The organism is Gardnerella sp. DNF00257, from assembly GCF_049262745.1.
Classification (GTDB): domain Bacteria; phylum Actinomycetota; class Actinomycetes; order Actinomycetales; family Bifidobacteriaceae; genus Bifidobacterium; species Bifidobacterium piotii.
In genome coordinates this window covers 1,063,392-1,080,328 of sequence record NZ_CP058403.1, presented here as the reverse complement: position 1 = coordinate 1,080,328, position 16,937 = coordinate 1,063,392, and the positions used below count along the sequence as shown (strand labels likewise).

Genomic DNA, 16,937 nt, shown 5'->3' with positions numbered 1-16,937 from the left:
TTACAGTAGTCTTAGTCTTATAGTCTTAAAGTAGTTTGAGGAATAGTCATGAATAGCAATATAGTCATGAATAGTAATAAGAACAGCAGTAGTGACCGCAAATTATGCTATTTAGGGCCAGAAGGTTCTTTTACTCATCAAGCTGCTTTAAAAGTTAAAGAACAATGTAAATCGTTAAGTGCTTTGCGTCTTATTCCAACTGCGTGTGAGAATATTCGTAATATCGCTAGCAAAATTGAAGATTGCTACGATTTGGGTATTATTGCGTGGGAAAACAATATTGAAGGCGTAGTAATACCTAATTTAGATTTATTAATTGATGCAAAAAATATGGTTGGCATTGCTCGCTTGGGTGTTGATATAAGTTTTGATGCTGTTGTTTGCCAGTCGGATTCAATCGATAACTGTTCGACTATTGTTGCTCACCCTCACGCGTTGGCGCAATGCCGTAAGTTTGCTCAAAAGCATGGATTGAAAGAAAAAACCGCGTCTTCAAACGCTGCTGCTTGTAGGGATTTAGTTAATGGCGAAGTTGCTTTGTGCCCTAAAATTTGTGCTGATTTATACAATAGGCAAATTGTGAGTGAAGGCGTTGAAGATTTTTCTGGCGCGCGCACTGAGTTTTTAGTGTTAGCTCCTAGAGATGAGGCTTTCAATTTTGTTAGTATGCATCGCGAATGCTATTCATCTTTTTCTTCGATTATTGCTTTTATTCCGCGTTGTACAGGTGCTGGAGTGCTAGCAAATTTGCTTGACGTTGTGCGCGATCATGGTCTTAATATGACTTCTTTTATGTCTAGGCCGATTAAAGGTCAAGATGGTTTATATAGTTTTATTGCCACTGTTGATGCTGCTCCTTGGGATTCTACGTGCAAAGCTATGATTCAAGAGGTTGTTGAACATGGTGATTGGGTGCGAGTTTTAGCGGTGTATCCTTCTAATAATCGCAATAATCCGATTATGAATGATTGGATGCTGCCTAATGGCGGAGTGTGCATTGATTCTGCAGGCGAGGCTTCGGTTGAGGATTCGGGCGATGCTTCAGTTGATGCTTTGCGCACTTTGAACGTAATGCATGCAGAAAGAGAATTATTATGGTAGAAGATGCTGAATTTTCTCAAAAATTTTCTGTTGGTATTGTTGGACTTGGACTTATTGGCGGATCAATCGCAAAGCGTTTGGTGGCTACTGGCTCTTGCAAAGTGTACGCGTATAATCGCCATCAAACAATGTATAAAGAGGCGAGGGCGCTTGGAATTACTTGCGTTGAAAGCGTTGCGGATCTTGCGCGCATGCAGCCAAATGTTTTGATTTTGTGCAATTCTCTTGCTGCTATGCCAGAAGTTCTTGGCGAGATTTCGCGCGGAATCAACAAGCAGCGCACAACTTTGACGGATGTTGGTAGCGTTAAAGGGCTTGTGCGCGAGCAGGTTAAGGCCGCGGGGCTTGGCGATTGTTATATTGGCGCGCATCCTATGGCTGGAAGCGAGTTTACTGGTTGGCAGGCGTCGAGCGCGGAGTTGCTGGACGGCGCGCTTTGGGCAATTAGCGTTGATGAGAGCAGCGATTTCTGGCGATTTTTGGCGGTTTTGCGCGTTATTGTGGCGTTGTGTGGTAATCGCGCGCTTGTGTTGAACGATTCCATACACGATGCTTCGGCGGCGCTGATTTCGCACATGCCGCACGTTGTTTCTACAGCGCTGGCGAATGTTTTGTGTGAAAGCGAAAATCGCAATGTTGCGTTGCAAATGTCGGCTGGTTCTTGGCGAGATATGACGCGAGTTGCGCTTACGGACCCGAATCGCACGCGTGCGATGGTTGCGGAAAATCGGCGAAATGTGGCGGATTTGCTTGGTAGCGTGATTGAGGAGTTGAGTTTTGCGAAGAAGATGCTTGAGGAGAGTGATGGCGATTCTGCGGTTGCTTGCGATGAGCGCGCGTTCTTTGCTAAGGCTGATTCTTGGCGCGAGTACAAGTATAAGGAGCGCGCGGTTGCTTGCGATGAGTCGGCTGGCGATTTGCGCGAGCTTCGATTTGCGCTTGATTGCCCAGGCGATTGGCAAAGTCAGCTGATTCAAAGCGCGCAAAGCGGCGAGCAGATTGTTGGCGTTGCGCTGAGTGATTTGGCGGCTGCAAGCGACACGCGTGTAGCGCGCATAACACTCCGCCGCGTCTCAACTCTCTAAGCGCTCGCTCCGACCTGTCTTTCCGCTTTTTGTACCAATTTTGACCTAAATCGCGTACAAACTCCGGAAAACCCCTCCGCTTTTTGTACCAATTTTGACCAAAAAATGGTACAAAACGCGGAAAATTGATCAAGCATTGTGCAATTCGAAGTCGTCGATTCGAGCGGCATATAATTGACATATGACCGAATCGCAACAGCCGAGCATGAGCCAATCGAGCCAATCGCAGAAACCGCATCAACCGAGCACTAATCAATCGCATAAATCGCATGCAAATCAACCGCATCAATCGCCATTTTCCCCAAAAATCCAGCAGTTTCTAAACCACATAAGCGTGGAGCGCGGGCTTTCGCCAAAAACCGTTGAAGCTTACGAGTCGGATCTTACAAAATACACGAACTGGCTGCGCGAAGCCCGAAAAATCAACGATGTTAACAAAATCACGCAACTAGATATTGAAGAATACGTGCGCGCAATGTCATCACAAGCAATGTCATCACAAGCAATGGCAGCGCAAAGGTTAGGGCCTCGCACGATTGCGCGGCGAATCGCAAGCATCCACGAGTGGAACAAATTCATGCTTTCCAACGCGCAAATCGCAAGCGACCCTTCTGCAGAAGTCAAAGCGCCAAAGCAGTCTGAGCATCTTCCAGACGTGCTCAGCATTAGCGAAGTGGAGCGCGTAATCGATGCGGCTGGCGGATTTGGTAGCACGGATGCCGTCTCGCTTCGAGACCGCGCGCTTGTGGAATTTTTGTACGCGACTGGTGCGCGCGTGAGCGAGGCGGTTGGCCTAAAATTCGAGGACATTGATTTGGCGGAATCAGTTGTGCGGCTTAGCGGCAAGGGGCAAAAGCAGAGGCTTGTGCCGATTGGAAAGTGTGCGGTTCGTGCGTTGCGCGATTATTTAGATAAAGCTAGGCCGATTCTTGCAAGCCGCGCGCAAAAGTCGGAAGCTTCCGCCAGCACCGCCTCAAACTCATCATCAAAATCATCCTTAAACTCATCAAACGCATCATCAAAATCCGCAAATTCTCACATGATTTTCCTCAACAAACGCGGCAAATCGCTGTCTCGCCAATCCGCGTGGGAGGCGATTTCGCGCGCTGGTAAGATGGCAAAAATCGGCAAAGAATTGCATCCGCACACGCTTCGACACTCCTTTGCAACGCATTTGATTTCGGGCGGCGCCGACGTGCGCACTGTGCAGGAGCTGCTTGGGCATGCGTCTGTTACAACAACGCAGATTTACACGCATATAAGTCCAGACGCGCTTATGGAGGCGTATGTGATGAGTCATCCGCGCGCAAGGTAGGTGTTTTATTCGCCGCAGCATCGCGCAAATCCACTGAACATACCTTTTGCTAAACTGGAGCGTATGCCTACTGATTTACTTGGACGCGAATATGAGACTTTCCGCGCGCCCGATGCGCTTACAACGCACGGTCCTGCGCGCATTATTGCTATGTGTAACCAGAAGGGTGGCGTTGGTAAAACTACCAGCTCCATCAATATCGCTGGTGCGCTGAGTCAATACGGTAGGCGAGTTTTAATTGTTGACTTCGATCCGCAAGGCGCTGCAACGGTGGGGCTTGGGATTAATGCGAACGCGCTTGACAACACGGTTTACACGGCGCTTTTTGATTCTTCTGTAGACGTGCACGATGTGATTCGTAGCACAGCCACAGAAAACATTGACGTTATGCCTGCAAACATCGATCTTTCGGCTGCAGAGGTTCAGCTTGTTACCGAGGTTGGTCGCGAGCAGATTTTGGCTGGCGTGTTGCGCAAAGTTCGTAACGAGTACGACGTTATTATTATTGATTGCCAGCCTTCGCTTGGCTTGCTCACTGTAAACGCGCTTACAGCGGCGGATGGTGTGATTATTCCTGTTGCTGCGGAGTTCTTTGCGCTTAGAGGCGTGGCGCTGCTTATGCAGTCGATTGAAAAAGTGCAGCACAGAATTAACCCAGATTTGCAAGTGTTTGGCGTGCTCGTTACCATGTTTACGCGCACTTTGCACAGCGAAGAGGTTTTGCAAAGGATTTATGAGGCTTTCCAGGGGCGCGTGTTGCATTCTGTGATTTCGCGTTCGATTAAGCTGCCAGATTCTACTGTTGCGGCGGTTCCGATTACGATTTTTGCTCCTGAGCATAAGACTGCTAAGGAGTATCGCGAGGTTGCGCGCGAGCTGATTTCTAACGGCGTTGTTGAATAGTGCGCTTAGACCGCGCTAACGACAGGATCTGCCTTTCCGCACTTTGTACCAAAATCAACCTAAATCACGTACAAAATGCGGAGTTATGTAGTGCGTTTGCGCTCGGGCACGGGCTTTAATCGCACGATTGTGCGCGCGTTGATGAACATTTCTTGCTCGGGTCGACTTCCGTTTGCTGCCGCGTCGCGCATAAGATGCAATGTTTCGCCGTCCCAGCTGATTACGTGACCAATCGCGTCGTGATACTCGATTTTTTGTGCGCTGCCATTGGTTGCTTGTGCGCTGCTGTCGGTTGCTTGCAATCTTTCGCCGCCGCCTAATTGCGCGATTTTGTACGTTCGCACAACAATTCGCGCGCCAACTGGTATAAACTCTGGCAGAATCTGCCGCCTAATTAAGCTAATCGTAGTGCTGCCTTCCGTGTTATTTGCGTCTTCGCGTTATTTATCGTCGTAGTGGCCTTTGCATGCATAAATTATAATCGTGTCATCTGTAAACGAGTATACGATTCTATCTTTATCGCTTACTCGTCTACTCCAACAACCAGAATAGTTTCCTTTAAGTAGTTCGGGTTTACCTTTTCCGTCGATTGGATTCCGCATAATCTCTTTAATAATATTGTTAAGCTTTTTACGAGTTTTATTATCGCTTTCCCAATAGAGATAGTCACTCCAAGCGTCTGGAGTCCAAGCAATTTTTCTCATTGTTTGAATCCTAAGGTTTAATCTAATCCATGATTAAATTGTGTTCTTCGAGCTTTATGGTGCCATTTTTAACGCCATCAATCTGCGATTTCAAATATGCCTGATTTGACGGCGAGTAAAATGGGTCTAGCGAAAAATCTAACGGTATTCTCTTTTCGCGACCAATCGTTTTGATAAACACGTTCAGCGCGGCGCTCATAGAGATTCCGAGTTCTTTGCAAACTCGTTCTGCGTTGAGTTTGTCTTCTTTCTTTGCGCGAAAGTTTACGTTTACTACGTCTGTTGTTGCTGTAGTCATCTTGGTTCCTAGTCTTATGTTTTAGTGTAGAGTTTTATACTTTTGCATAAATGTATACGATAATTATATATTATGTAACGTAAATGTCATTAATTATGCAATCAATTGTTGATGATTTTCAGTAACGCGTGCGCGACGACCTTTCCGCTTTTTGTTGTTGATTTTGTGGTTTTGCGCAACATTTTCGGTAAATCCTCTTGTTTTGTAGAATTATATTTATGCGCTGATGCATGCTAGTTTTGCTAGTTGTTAGATGTTTTGTGGCTTGTGATTGATTTTGTAATTTTGCTTGTGATTTATGGGTTTTGTGTCAGAAGTGTAGTTTTTGTTGCATGGCGCTAGGTTTTACGTACATTTTTAGGAGGGTCTTATGGTAGATGGGAATAAAAATTTAACGATTGCGGAATCTAAAAACGCGTCTGTTGGAATGATAATAGACGCTAAAACGATAAAAGAAAAAATTTATAACATTCGCAATCAAAAAGTCATGCTTGATGTGGATTTAGCTGAGATATATGGATACAGTACAAGAGCGTTCAATCAACAAGTAAAAAATAACATAGAAAAGTTTGATAACGACTTTATGTTTCAGTTAACCGCTGATGAGTTCAAAAACTTGATGTCAAAAAATTCTACATCAAGTTGGGGTGGTCGCAGAAAGCTTCCATATGCTTTTACTGAGCAAGGTATTTATATGCTTATGACAGTGTTAAGAGGCGAACTTGCCACAATGCAGTCGAAAGCGCTTATTAGAACCTTTAAGCAAATGAAGGATTATATTGTTGAAAATAAGGATTTTATTGGCGCGAACGAGTTAGCGCAGCTTGCGATTCAAACAAACCAGAATACTAAAGATATAGCGGAAATAAAATCTCAAATGGCAACGAAGGAAGATTTTAATAAAGTAATGGATAATTTTATTAATCCAGATTCGTATAAACATTTTCTTCTTATGGACGGTAACAAAATAGAAGCGGATCTTGCGTATTGCAAAATATATAAGTCAGCTAAGAAAAGCATTTATGTTGTAGATAATTATATTGGTCTTAAAACGTTGGAGCTATTGCGGTTTGCCAGTGAAGGGGTTGAAATTGTAGTTTTTAGTGATAATGCTAGGAATAAGAATATGCTTACGGAAAGTATGTTGCATGATTTTGTAAGCGATTATCCTGGTGTTGATTTGAAGTTTAAGATTGCTGGTAGGAAGTATCACGATAGGTATGTGGCTATAGATTATGGAACAGACGATGAGGCTGTTTATCTTTGTGCGCTCCGACCTGCCTTTTCGCTTAGAGCGTAGCGCGAAAAGGTAATTCGGAGCGCTGAGCCGCTCAAGGCAGAAGCACTGCTTCTGCGCGGCGAAGACGTGAGCGCGCTGTAACGCGCGAGCGACAAGATCTGCCTTTGCGTTTGTATAATGCGATGTTTGATGAGTTGTTAAAGAATCCTGAGTTAGAGTTTTAGGGTTTTATAATGTTCTAGTGTTTTGCTCCAAATGTGCGCTACGACCTGTCTTCGCGCTTTGATGTAGTGTGTTTGCGCTCCGACCTACCTTTGCGCTTAGAGCGTAGCGCGCGAACGACAGGGCCTGCCTTTCCGCACTTTGTACCATATTTGACCCAAATTACGTACAAAACGCGGAAAAATCTTCCGCACTTTGTACCAAAATCAACCTAAATCACGTACAAAATGCGGAGTTATGTAGTGCGTTTGCGCTCGGGCACTGGCTTTAGCCTTACGATTTGCTCGCGCTTGTGGTCAGAGGCTTGTGGTTCGCGCGCACCCAAACCACAACATCTTGTGGTTTTGCGACACGCGGGTTACACAAAACACTTCACCTACTACATAAAACTATTCGGTTATTATCGCGTATTCAATAGATTTTTTTGCAAAAGCCAATCATTATAAAAACTTTTCCTTAAAGTTCTGTTAAAGTCTATTTTTCTTGCAATTCATTATGGGGGGGGGGGTATCATTGCTAATGGCTTTAGTTAAAGCTGCGCTTTGCTATCTTGTTTTTGCGCGCGAGTTAACCCCCGGGTTAACCGCCGCATTTAGCGCCGCGTTGAGTGATTGCTGGACGTTTATGCTGCGTTGGGCAGTGGGAGTATCTGCTTTGTTCGGGTACTGGTTGGAGCGTTCGGCACATTGTGCTTAACGCCCTTTGAGTATTGGATTTGTCTGGTACTCTGCCCGTTTTGGGCGTTGCGCGCGAACGCATGAGCAAGCAAGAGCGAAGAGCAGTAACTAAGAATAAAGAGGAACAAGCCGCATGGAATGGATTCATGCAGCGTGTTGGGGGTTGCCACGATATTCGCGGTGCCAGGAAAGGTGAGTAGACTATGTTGCCAGCAGGGTTACGTGGATTCGCATCACGCGTGGGGCGTCTTGCGTTGCGCGCTTTTGCTTGGAATAAGGGTGGCGCAGAGTCTTGCGCTGCCACTTCTGCCACCGCAGCGCGCACCACACGTTCAGCCCGCACCCTACTACGCGCGCTTCTAGCAATGTTCCTCGCCGCCGCCACGCTCCTTGCAATGCTCATTCTTCCGCCAGTGAATAAGGCAAAGGGTATTGCGTCTGGAGATAGAGGAAGTTACTTTACAAATCCATATCCACAGGTTTGGTGGGATGGAATGGGCACTGGCTACGCTGTTGGTAATGGTGATGCTAATAAATACTCAGAGAATGGGAATACGTATCATCCAGCATGGTATGCATACAATTCAATTTCTCTTCCTAATGCAACCATAGATAAGACGAACAGAACAATTACTTGGACTGTAAGTCTTATGAAGGAGTCTAAGGAATATCAAAGTATTGAAAAGGATAATAGAATTGAAGGAGATGCTCAAGGTAAAGGTAAGCCTTTATCAATGATTTTTTTGCCAAAAGGTATTGATCTTAATTCTATTTCTATAGATAGAAGGCGTACAGGTAATAAGCACAGGCCCGATAGGAACTTTAAGCTATATGGATGCTGGTTATACAATAAAGATTGGTCAAATAAATGGGGAGGAAAACCAGGAGATACAGTTTGTGGCAATAAGGCGAAAACAGATGTTGGCTTAAAACTTTCTGATTTTTATGGCACTGATAATTGGTACAGTACAGACGCTAATAAGGTTTCAAGTGGATTTGACCAAGCTTTTGGTATAGATAAGCTTGGTGAATGTAGTGATGAAGATAATAATGGCGCAGGTATGTGCACATTTAGAAGCTGGAAGACTAAGCTTTCTGCAGCGATATTGTCTTGGGAACGAGAAGGTTTGCACGGTTATGAGTGGCATATCACGGCTAAATACAATGCAGATGTTAAACATCCAGAATTGTTACCTTTTGTAGCTGGATATATCCCTAATAAGTATGCATTAGGCTCCGATAATCTTGGTGGCGAAGCTGAAAATGCTAGATGGGCTTTTATGGGTCCGCTTGACTACGATGGCGACGGCATTCCAGATAAGATTGAGCACGATATGGGTACTAATCCTGTTGAAAAAACGCCTTTGTTATACCCTAAATATGATAATAAAATGCTTCCAGATTATATAAAGAAGCTGAAGAATCAAAGTGGCGCAAGTGCGTATGGTGGTATAAGCAATGTTCCTGTAACCGTTTTTGGCACGAATGCCGAGTTAAAGCCGTATGTTGAAACTGGCGAATGGGTAGGAAAGACTGGTTCAGAAGGTCACTTCAAAAAGCATCCTGGAGAAACAACCACTAACATACCTATAAGCGATTTGCCTGGCGAAGACGGTATAAAGCCTTTGCCAGATAAGGCGTCTATGAGGTATGAGATTCAAAGTGTGCCAGATGGTGTTAGTCGCTCTGATTATAGTGGTTGTAATGTAAGCAGCACTCCAGGCTGCGTTAGCGTAGATAGGGGGACTGGAGTCCTAAAGTATAATCCTCGCAAAAAGGATATTGGCCACGAGCTAATTTTCACGCTAAAAGTTCATCACCCGAATAGCAATATATATCCATACTGGTGTGCTCATGGTGGAGATGATGGTCATTGGGATGAGTATCAGCAAGTCAAAATCAAGGTTGTCTCGCAAGCGTCTATCTACAACCCGCATTACGATGAAACGGTTGTGCATAACATAAAGCAAGGCAACGGTTACTACACTGTTGGTACTGCTACAAGCGCGGAGCCTAAGAGCGTATCGAATGGCAAGAATTGGATTATGGACGGCCCGCTGCCTAAAGGAACTAAGTTTGAGCTTAAGGATTACGACAGCAAAAAATACCCATATGCTCCTAAGAAGCTTAAATGGTCTAGTATTAGTAAAGACAACACTGGTAATGGCAAGGTGACGTTTACTCCAGATAAGTCGAATGCTGGCGAATCTAACAGCACGCCTGTGCTCGTTACATACCCAGATGGTTCAACGTCTAGGGATCCAGATGCTGGCAATAAAGATACTATTGTTGCGGCCCCCGTTAGGGTAGAAGACCTTACGGTTACTAATAATCCGCAGGATTTGAATCTTAAGCTTCTTAACGGCAAGAGCATAAATAATAACGCATTTGGCGGCGATATTAACTACCACAATGCGAATGGCCAAAAGCCGCGTGAGCTTACAAAAGGCCAGGCGATTGGTGAAGGCGCCAAGGATGACGGAATTGTGCTGGATTCGTGGTCCACTAACGCAAAGGGTCCTATTACCTTCCGCGCTGTGTGCCATAGGAAGGATGACCCTAAGGCTCCGTACACGCTGCTAACGCCTAATGGTGGCAAGGGCGGCACACCAAGCGGCGACGTTGATGGTTTGCAATTCCAGGGCTTCCGCCAGTGGATTCGAGACAATGACCCTAAGTGTGCGAATGGTAACTGCACAGATGGCAATCAATACCTTTCTAAGGGAGAGTGGAACAGCAGCACTATGGAGCGTTCTCGCGCGCTGATTGGCGGCACGCCTAAAAAAGCGGGCGAGTACGAGTGCAAGGTGTTTGCGTTCCACGAGGCTCACACTGGAGCAGGGAAGCAATATAATGATGCGCTTAAAACGTTTGATGGCTTAGTTAAGCAAGGCGCAAACTATGGCTTTGCTTTTGATATTGGCAACACTTTTGCATCCACTAGGGGCACAGAGTGGACTGTAGACTCCTTCCACTTTAAGATCAAGCTCAAAGACAACCAAAAGTACAACCCTACTTACGTGAAGACTGGCACTATTGAGGCTGGTAAGTTTAAGCTTGACGATTTTGAGCACAATGGTAATTCTTCGAAGCAGCCAAAGAACATTAAGGACGGCAATGGCGTTCCAAAGGAAGATCAAGATGGCATTGTTGAGAAAGAAGACCTGCCAAAAGGCACGTGGTTTACGATTAAGAGGCTGATTAAGAGCGCAGACGCAAATAATAGTAAGGCAAAAACGTACCCTTGGGCTAACTTTGAAGGCGGCGAAGACAATAAGGCAGATGGCAAGAACGAGGCAAAAGATAAAGACCCTAAGTCAACTCGCGAATACGGCGCCGTAACATTCCGCCCAGATAAGTGGCAGGATAAGGACGAGTATTGGGCCGAGGTTGTTGTGCACTACCCAGACGGCACATCTACGGATCAGCCAGAATCTATTAACTACAAGCACCCTGTGTATGCAAAGGTGAATGTTACGCGCGACGACGCTCATAATCAGTTCGGCCTTACGTTGTATAAGAATTACCCTAATGCGTATATGGGCAATGGTTACGACCTTAAAGTAGGCGAGTCGTTACCTAACGATGCAACCTTCGACTCGTGGATGACTAAGTCTGTTGGCAAACTTCATCAGCACGTAATCTGCTCCAAGAAGGGCAAGGATGGCAAGTATAGCGACTATACTTACAACACTCTGCCTGGTCATGTTGATAGTAAAGCTAAGAATGCGAAAGATATCGAAAAAGACGGCTTAAGGTTTAAGAAGCAAACGATTTGGGGACATGCTACTTTCAATCAGCAAAAGTCGTGTATCAAAGATCGTAACAACTGCAAGCCTGATGACTTGCTGTATGACGATTGGGTTCCTGGCGGCAATAGTAATAATACTTCTGAGCGCACCCGCGGCTTCTTTGGCGGAAAGGCGCAGAAGACTGGAGACTACCAGTGCAAGGTCTACGTTATAAGGGGTGACGATAAGTCTGCGGCGTTTGAGAAGGCTGTTGAGGCTAAACTCAAGTCTAAGAAGAACGAAGATCCAGCTCCAAGCGTGCTGAACGCTAAGGGTAATCCATACGGCACAGACGGCCAGGGCTACAAAATCGACACATTCTATGTGCGTATTCATAACGACAATCAGCTGTATAACCCTACTTATACGAAGATTCCAGAAATTCAGGCTGGTAGTACTTTTGACAAGAATCTTAATAATCACAAGGCTGATATAAGCTCGGGTGCGCCGCAAAGCAAGAAGAAGGTTAAGGACGCTAGCGGGAAGAATGACGTTAACGCTAACGGCGTTCCTGATTACGACTTGCAAAACGTTAAGGAAGGCGCTCTGCCTAAAGGCACTTGGTATGAGATTAAGCGCTTTGTTAAGGCTGGCGATATTACAGACTTGAAAGTCAAAAGTTTGCCTTGGGCGAACTTCGAGGATGGCGAAGACAACGTTAAGATGAAAGACGGCAAGCCAGAGTTGAAAGATGGCAAGAAGCAGCAAGCCAGCGCGGACGCCACTGGCAAAGGCTCCGTCACCTTCCGCCCAGATAAGTGGCAAGACGCTGACGATTACTTGGCCGAGGTTGTTGTGCACTACCCAGACGGCTCTACTTCGGACGGCGAAGGCTCCATCAACAAGGATCACCCTATCTATGCAAAGGTGAAGGTTACTAGACCAGCTATTGGTAACAACGATTTGCATGTTAACGTTTACAAGTATTTTGACCATAGTGTGTATAATTCCGATACCAATAATGGCCAAGTTGACTCCACAGATAACATTGCAGATGTTGACAGCAAGGTTGGCGTTACTGTTATGCGCGGAATCGGATTGCTGCACGACCTTGGTGTTGACTCGTGGTCTACGGCCAAGCGCAAAGGTATTACGCTAAGAACGTTGTGCAGGGATGCGAACAGTCCTGCTAAGGGCAGCAACAAGCCTCAAGTTTGGAGCGAAAATCTCGATAAACTCTTCTTTAATCTGAATGGCGGCGATAAACAGAAGGTGTGGGGGCATGCGAAGTTCAAGGAACAAGAAACTTGCCGTAAGAGTGGTGCAAAAAATGGCGATGCCTGCGATACTGATGTAATAAAGAACCCTTTGCTTTTCGACAACACTGGCGGAACTATGGAGCGCTCGCGCGGATTTATTTCAAACACTAAAGCGCCTACGGATACTGGAAAGTACTATTGCGCAGTGTTTGCGTTGAAGCTAGATGCTTTGGGTGAATATAAAGCTGCTATGAACTATGGAACTACGATTAGCGTTCCGAGTGGCAGCGATATTGTTAGCGCTATGAAGTTTAAAGGAACGAAGGGCATTGACTACGCCGCAAAGTTCTTCCCAGTTAAGGTTGTGGAGCCGTTTAACCTGCCAAAGACGGGCGGCGAAGATTGCGTGAACTGGAACATGCTGATGAGCGTTGTGTGCGTGATTGGCACGGGCGCCATGGCGGCTGGGTTCTTCCTTGACCAGACCAAGTGGGGGCGCGCGATGCTTGAGGCGTTGCTGCGTAAGTCGTTGTTGCGTAAGGCGTTGCGCGGTGGGGTGCGCGGTGCAGCGGCTAATCGAGCTGTAGGTGCGGCGGCTTGCGACCACGCAGAACCTGCCCCTGTAATCAAATCTTTTATCCGCAAAACTGCCGAGTGGTGTGGCGGCGTAATGCTGCGCATCGAATGGTGGATAACCGAAAGGTGGCGATGCTGATGAAGATATTTTCTGCAGCGTAAAACCTGCGGGAGGGTTTGGGCGCATGATTGTGCTCAATCAAAACTGAAAATGATAACTAAACAGATTAGCTAGTGCAAGTTAATTGCAAAGTTGGCTGGCGGAAGTTGGCTTAACTGCGGATGCTGGTTGCAAGCTGCGATTGGCGGAAGTTAGTTGGCGGAAGTTGGTTGACGAAAGTTGGTTGGCGGAAGTTGGTTGACGAAACTAGTTAATATAAACACAAAACATAACATATATCTCTCAAAGTGTTCGCAAGAACAAAACAAACAAGGAGAAATTATGAATAAGATAACAAAGCAGTGCGTGGCCGCGGTGGCCTCGCTCGCGATGGCTGGCACGCTGTGCGTTGCTGGCGCCGTGGTTGCTGGCAGCTCCGCTTGGGCGGCTGATGCAAAGCCTGCTCCATGGGCTGCAAATATTGGTGAGCAAAAAGGTTCCATTACCATTACCAAGTACAAGTATGCGCTGAATAAAGATGGCAACCAGGAAAAGAAAGACAAAGTTGCTGGCGCAGAGTTCACTGTTAAAAAGGTAACTCATATTAATGGTGCAGCTATTGATCTTAAAAAGTACGACGACTGGATGAAGGTTGCTGGAATCGTTGAAAAAGTGAACAGCGGCAAGGAGTCTGAAGCTAAACTCACTCTTGAACAAAAAGGTACAACTAAGAAAACTGGTGATGGTCAAGATGGCACTACGCTAGGCGAAGCAAAGTTCCCTGACCTTGCTATCGGCCTTTACAAGGTTGAAGAAACCAAAGCTGCGCCTGGATATGCTGTTCTTGCTAGGCCATTCTTCATGACAATTCCGCAAGTAACTCGCACAAACACCAACAAGGATAACACCTACACGTACGATGTAAGCGTTGAGCCAAAGAACAAGTCCACTAAGGATGCTATCAAAAAGACGGCCGACACCGCGGGCATGGTTGGTGCTGGCGATGAGATTCCATACACCATTACCACGGATGTTACTACAACAAGTGAAGTCCCGCCTGATTCATACACCAAGGATGATTTCCAGGGCTTTGCCGTGTGGGATGATGCGTTGATTAGCGCGTATTCTGATGTGACTGCTGATCTAACGGACACAAATGCTAAGGCTTTGGTTAAGGAAGTCAAGATTGGCGATACTACTATTCCTGCAAAGGACTACACGGTTAGTGTTGCTGATAGTGATGTTGATAAGAACGGCGGCACTGTAACCCGTAAGCGCATTACGGTAAAGTTTACTGATGATGGTCTTGCTGCTATTGCTACCGCTCTTAAGGATGCTAAAGACAAGACCAAGCTTCCAAAGTTGACTGTTAAGCTTGTGTTCAAGCTTGCGCCAGATGCTCCAGCGGGCGCCGATGGCTTCTACAACAAGTATGGATATCAGCCAGGCCACGGCAAGAATGGTACGACTCCAGAACCAGTCAATCCTCCAGATCCAGGCCCAGACGCAAAGGTAACGCTTGTTAAGTTCCAGATTAAGAAGGTTAACGCAGTTAAAGAGACTGAAGGTCTTAAGGGCGCTAAGTTTGCTGTCTTTGCTAATAAGACGGATGCTGATAATTGCGTAGCGGATAAGGCTCGTACTGAGGCTAACTGCAAGAACAAGGCTACTAAGGGTTATAAAACTGGTACCACTGTTGCTGATGGCCTTGAAGGTGCAACAAACGGCACTGCTGACGGCACTGGTTTGACTGGTGCTTTTGAAGTTAAGGCTGGACAGACATTCTACGTTGTAGAAACCGCTGCTCCAGAAGGCTTTGCTTTGTCTCCAAAGGTTGAGGAAGTTACTGCAAATAATACTGGTGCAGGGTATGACACTGGAACGCAAACCTTCACCTACACCTTCAAGGATCTTCCAAACGGTGGCCCTGATGGAAGCGGCAAGAACTGGTTCAACCTTCCAGAGACTGGTGCTGCAGGCGTGATTATCTTTGCGCTTATTGGCCTCGGTCTTGTTGGCTCTGGTATGTTCGTATTCCTTAAGAATCGCAAGAAGGAAGAAGAGCAGGCTGCGTGATTGTGTGTGATTAGCCAACGCTGGATTAGGTGGCGTTTGGTTTAATCATGCAAAAGATTTAGGCACTTTGTACCAGAAGACACGCTGCAGCGCTTAAAACAAAATGCGTTGAGCATTTTGTTTCTACGCTGGCGTGTTCTGGTACAAAGTGCTCTAATCTTTCCCGAGTTTGTACGTGATTTAGGTCAAATTTGGTACAAAGTGCGTCAGTTTTTCCGCTTTTTGTACGTGATTTTGGTCAAATGTGGTACAAAGTGCGGAGTTATTTCATTGAATAGCTTGAGCTTGGAGGAGTTATGAAGCTAGCCGATATTAGCAATTGGTGCCACTCGTTGAGTGAGCGCGCGGTTGCTAAATTGTTTAAGAATAAGGCGAAGCGTACCTCCAGTGTGGTTAGCACGAGCAGTGTGGCTGGTGCGAGTGGTTTGCTAGCGGAAAAGTCGGAAGCTTCCGAAGAGCAAACTCCACGCTCAATCTCAAGCCAAAAAATAAACCAAAATATAAACCAAAATACACTTAAAACTAAAAAAACAACTAAAAAAATAACTAAAAAGAAAAGCGCACTGATGCGCATTATAGAGCCGATTGCTCTGGTTCTTGCAGGCATTCTGTGCTTTAGCTACCCTGTGTGCTCAACGCTGTGGAACAATCACGTTTCCAAGGAGATTTCCACCGCGTACGATAAGTACAACCACGACCAGGCTGGCGACGTGCGGCGCGCGCACATTCGCGCAGCAAAGCGCTACAACGCAACGCGCAAAGACATGCTCACGCGAGACCCGTACGGCGGCGACGGCCAGGAAAGCATAGTCAACACGCCTGGCTACAAGCGCTACCTTAAAACGCTTGAGGAGCCGATGGGCATTATTGGCATTGTAAAAATTCCAAAGATTGGCGTAAAGCTGCCGATTTACCACGGCACGCTGCAAGAGACGCTGGCGCGAGGCGCGGGGCACTTGTACGGCACGGATTTGCCAGTGGGCGGCAAGGGGCGACACACCGTGATCACCGCGCATACGGGCTTGCCGAACGCAACCATGTTCGACTCGCTAACCGACCTTAAAAAAGGCGACTACTTTTACCTAGACGTGCAAGGCGAGACCTTGCGATACAAGGTGTTTCGCATAAACGTGGTGGATCCGCACGACATAAGCCTGCTGCAGCGCGAGCCTGGGCGCGATTTGGCAACGCTGCTTACGTGCACGCCGTACGGAATTAACTCGCATAGGCTTTTGGTGACTGGCTACCGCGTGCTGCCAGACCCAGTTGCGGCGCCAGAGGACCATGTGCAGTGGCCGCTTTGGATGACGCTGTTTGTTATAGCGATGATTTTCTCGGCGGCGATTCTTTCCATGATGATTACGGCGGCGGCTGGTAAGAGGCGGCGCAAGTGGGATATTCGCGGCAAGCACATACTATGGGTTGGGCGTGGCGTGGTTAAACTGCGCACAAAGTGATGCGCGGCGCGTGGGCCGCGCGCGAGCGATACTTCCGCTTTTTGTACGTAATTCGGGTCAAATTTGGTACAAAGTGCGTCAGTTTTTCCGCTTTTTGTACGTGTTTTGGGTCAAATGTGGTACAAAGTGCGTCGCTTTTCCTGATTTTTCAACGTTTTATAGCCTTTAACCACATTGATAAAAAATTCTTTAC

At 46.5% G+C, this 16,937-nt stretch carries 11 protein-coding genes; 8 read left to right on the top strand and 3 right to left on the bottom strand.

All coding sequences use genetic code 11. The annotated features are described in order from the left end of the window. Window positions 1-48: 48 nt before the first annotated feature. The 4 genes from HXT23_RS04115 to HXT23_RS04100 all read left to right on the top strand — a co-directional run bounded on the left by HXT23_RS04115 (window position 49) and on the right by HXT23_RS04100 (window position 4,404). Window positions 49-1,101 carry a prephenate dehydratase gene (locus tag HXT23_RS04115; protein WP_422112736.1) on the top strand — a complete coding sequence of 351 codons (1,053 nt, stop codon included), beginning with the start codon at window positions 49-51 and terminating at the stop codon, window positions 1,099-1,101. Further along, a complete protein-coding gene (locus HXT23_RS04110) occupies window positions 1,095-2,186 on the top strand; it encodes a prephenate dehydrogenase (protein WP_415695028.1) in 1,092 nt (363 codons plus the stop codon). The genes HXT23_RS04115 and HXT23_RS04110 overlap by 7 nt, the downstream gene beginning before the upstream one ends. 181 nt (window positions 2,187-2,367) lie before the next feature. Next, on the top strand, window positions 2,368-3,501 hold the full coding sequence (locus tag HXT23_RS04105) for a site-specific tyrosine recombinase (protein ID WP_422112735.1): 1,134 nt from the start codon (window positions 2,368-2,370) through the stop codon (window positions 3,499-3,501). Window positions 3,502-3,564: 63 nt separating this feature from the next. Further along, window positions 3,565-4,404 (top strand): ParA family protein, encoded by an 840-nt coding sequence (locus tag HXT23_RS04100; RefSeq protein WP_115756814.1) that lies wholly within the window; start codon window positions 3,565-3,567, stop codon window positions 4,402-4,404. 83 nt (window positions 4,405-4,487) lie between these two features. Here the strand turns inward: HXT23_RS04100 and HXT23_RS04095 are convergent, their stop codons facing one another. From HXT23_RS04095 to HXT23_RS04085, 3 genes are all read right to left on the bottom strand, one after another. Continuing rightward, window positions 4,488-4,748 (bottom strand): DUF6725 family protein, encoded by a 261-nt coding sequence (locus tag HXT23_RS04095; protein WP_422112734.1) that lies wholly within the window; start codon window positions 4,746-4,748, stop codon window positions 4,488-4,490. Between the two features lie 96 nt (window positions 4,749-4,844). Further along, complete coding sequence (locus HXT23_RS04090; protein ID WP_101889791.1) at window positions 4,845-5,108, bottom strand: Txe/YoeB family addiction module toxin; 264 nt, start codon at window positions 5,106-5,108, stop codon at window positions 4,845-4,847. Window positions 5,109-5,130: 22 nt separating this feature from the next. Next, window positions 5,131-5,406, bottom strand: a complete 276-nt coding sequence (locus tag HXT23_RS04085; RefSeq protein ID WP_004131892.1) for a type II toxin-antitoxin system RelB/DinJ family antitoxin — start codon at window positions 5,404-5,406, stop codon at window positions 5,131-5,133. A 370-nt stretch (window positions 5,407-5,776) separates the two neighbouring features. Between HXT23_RS04085 and HXT23_RS04080 the strand changes: the two genes are divergently transcribed. The 4 genes from HXT23_RS04080 (at window position 5,777) to HXT23_RS04065 (ending at window position 16,744) form a co-directional block, all read left to right on the top strand. After that, entirely contained in the window at window positions 5,777-6,706 is a 930-nt protein-coding gene (locus HXT23_RS04080) for an ORF6N domain-containing protein (RefSeq protein ID WP_422112733.1), read from the top strand. A 1,234-nt stretch (window positions 6,707-7,940) separates the two neighbouring features. Then, window positions 7,941-13,250, top strand: coding sequence for a Rib/alpha-like domain-containing protein (locus HXT23_RS04075; RefSeq protein ID WP_422112732.1), 5,310 nt, complete (start codon window positions 7,941-7,943; stop codon window positions 13,248-13,250). A 303-nt stretch (window positions 13,251-13,553) separates the two neighbouring features. Next, window positions 13,554-15,287, top strand: a complete 1,734-nt coding sequence (locus tag HXT23_RS04070) for a SpaH/EbpB family LPXTG-anchored major pilin (protein ID WP_422112731.1) — start codon at window positions 13,554-13,556, stop codon at window positions 15,285-15,287. A 296-nt stretch (window positions 15,288-15,583) separates the two neighbouring features. Continuing rightward, window positions 15,584-16,744 (top strand): class C sortase, encoded by a 1,161-nt coding sequence (locus tag HXT23_RS04065; RefSeq protein WP_422112730.1) that lies wholly within the window; start codon window positions 15,584-15,586, stop codon window positions 16,742-16,744. Window positions 16,745-16,937: the final 193 nt, after the last annotated feature.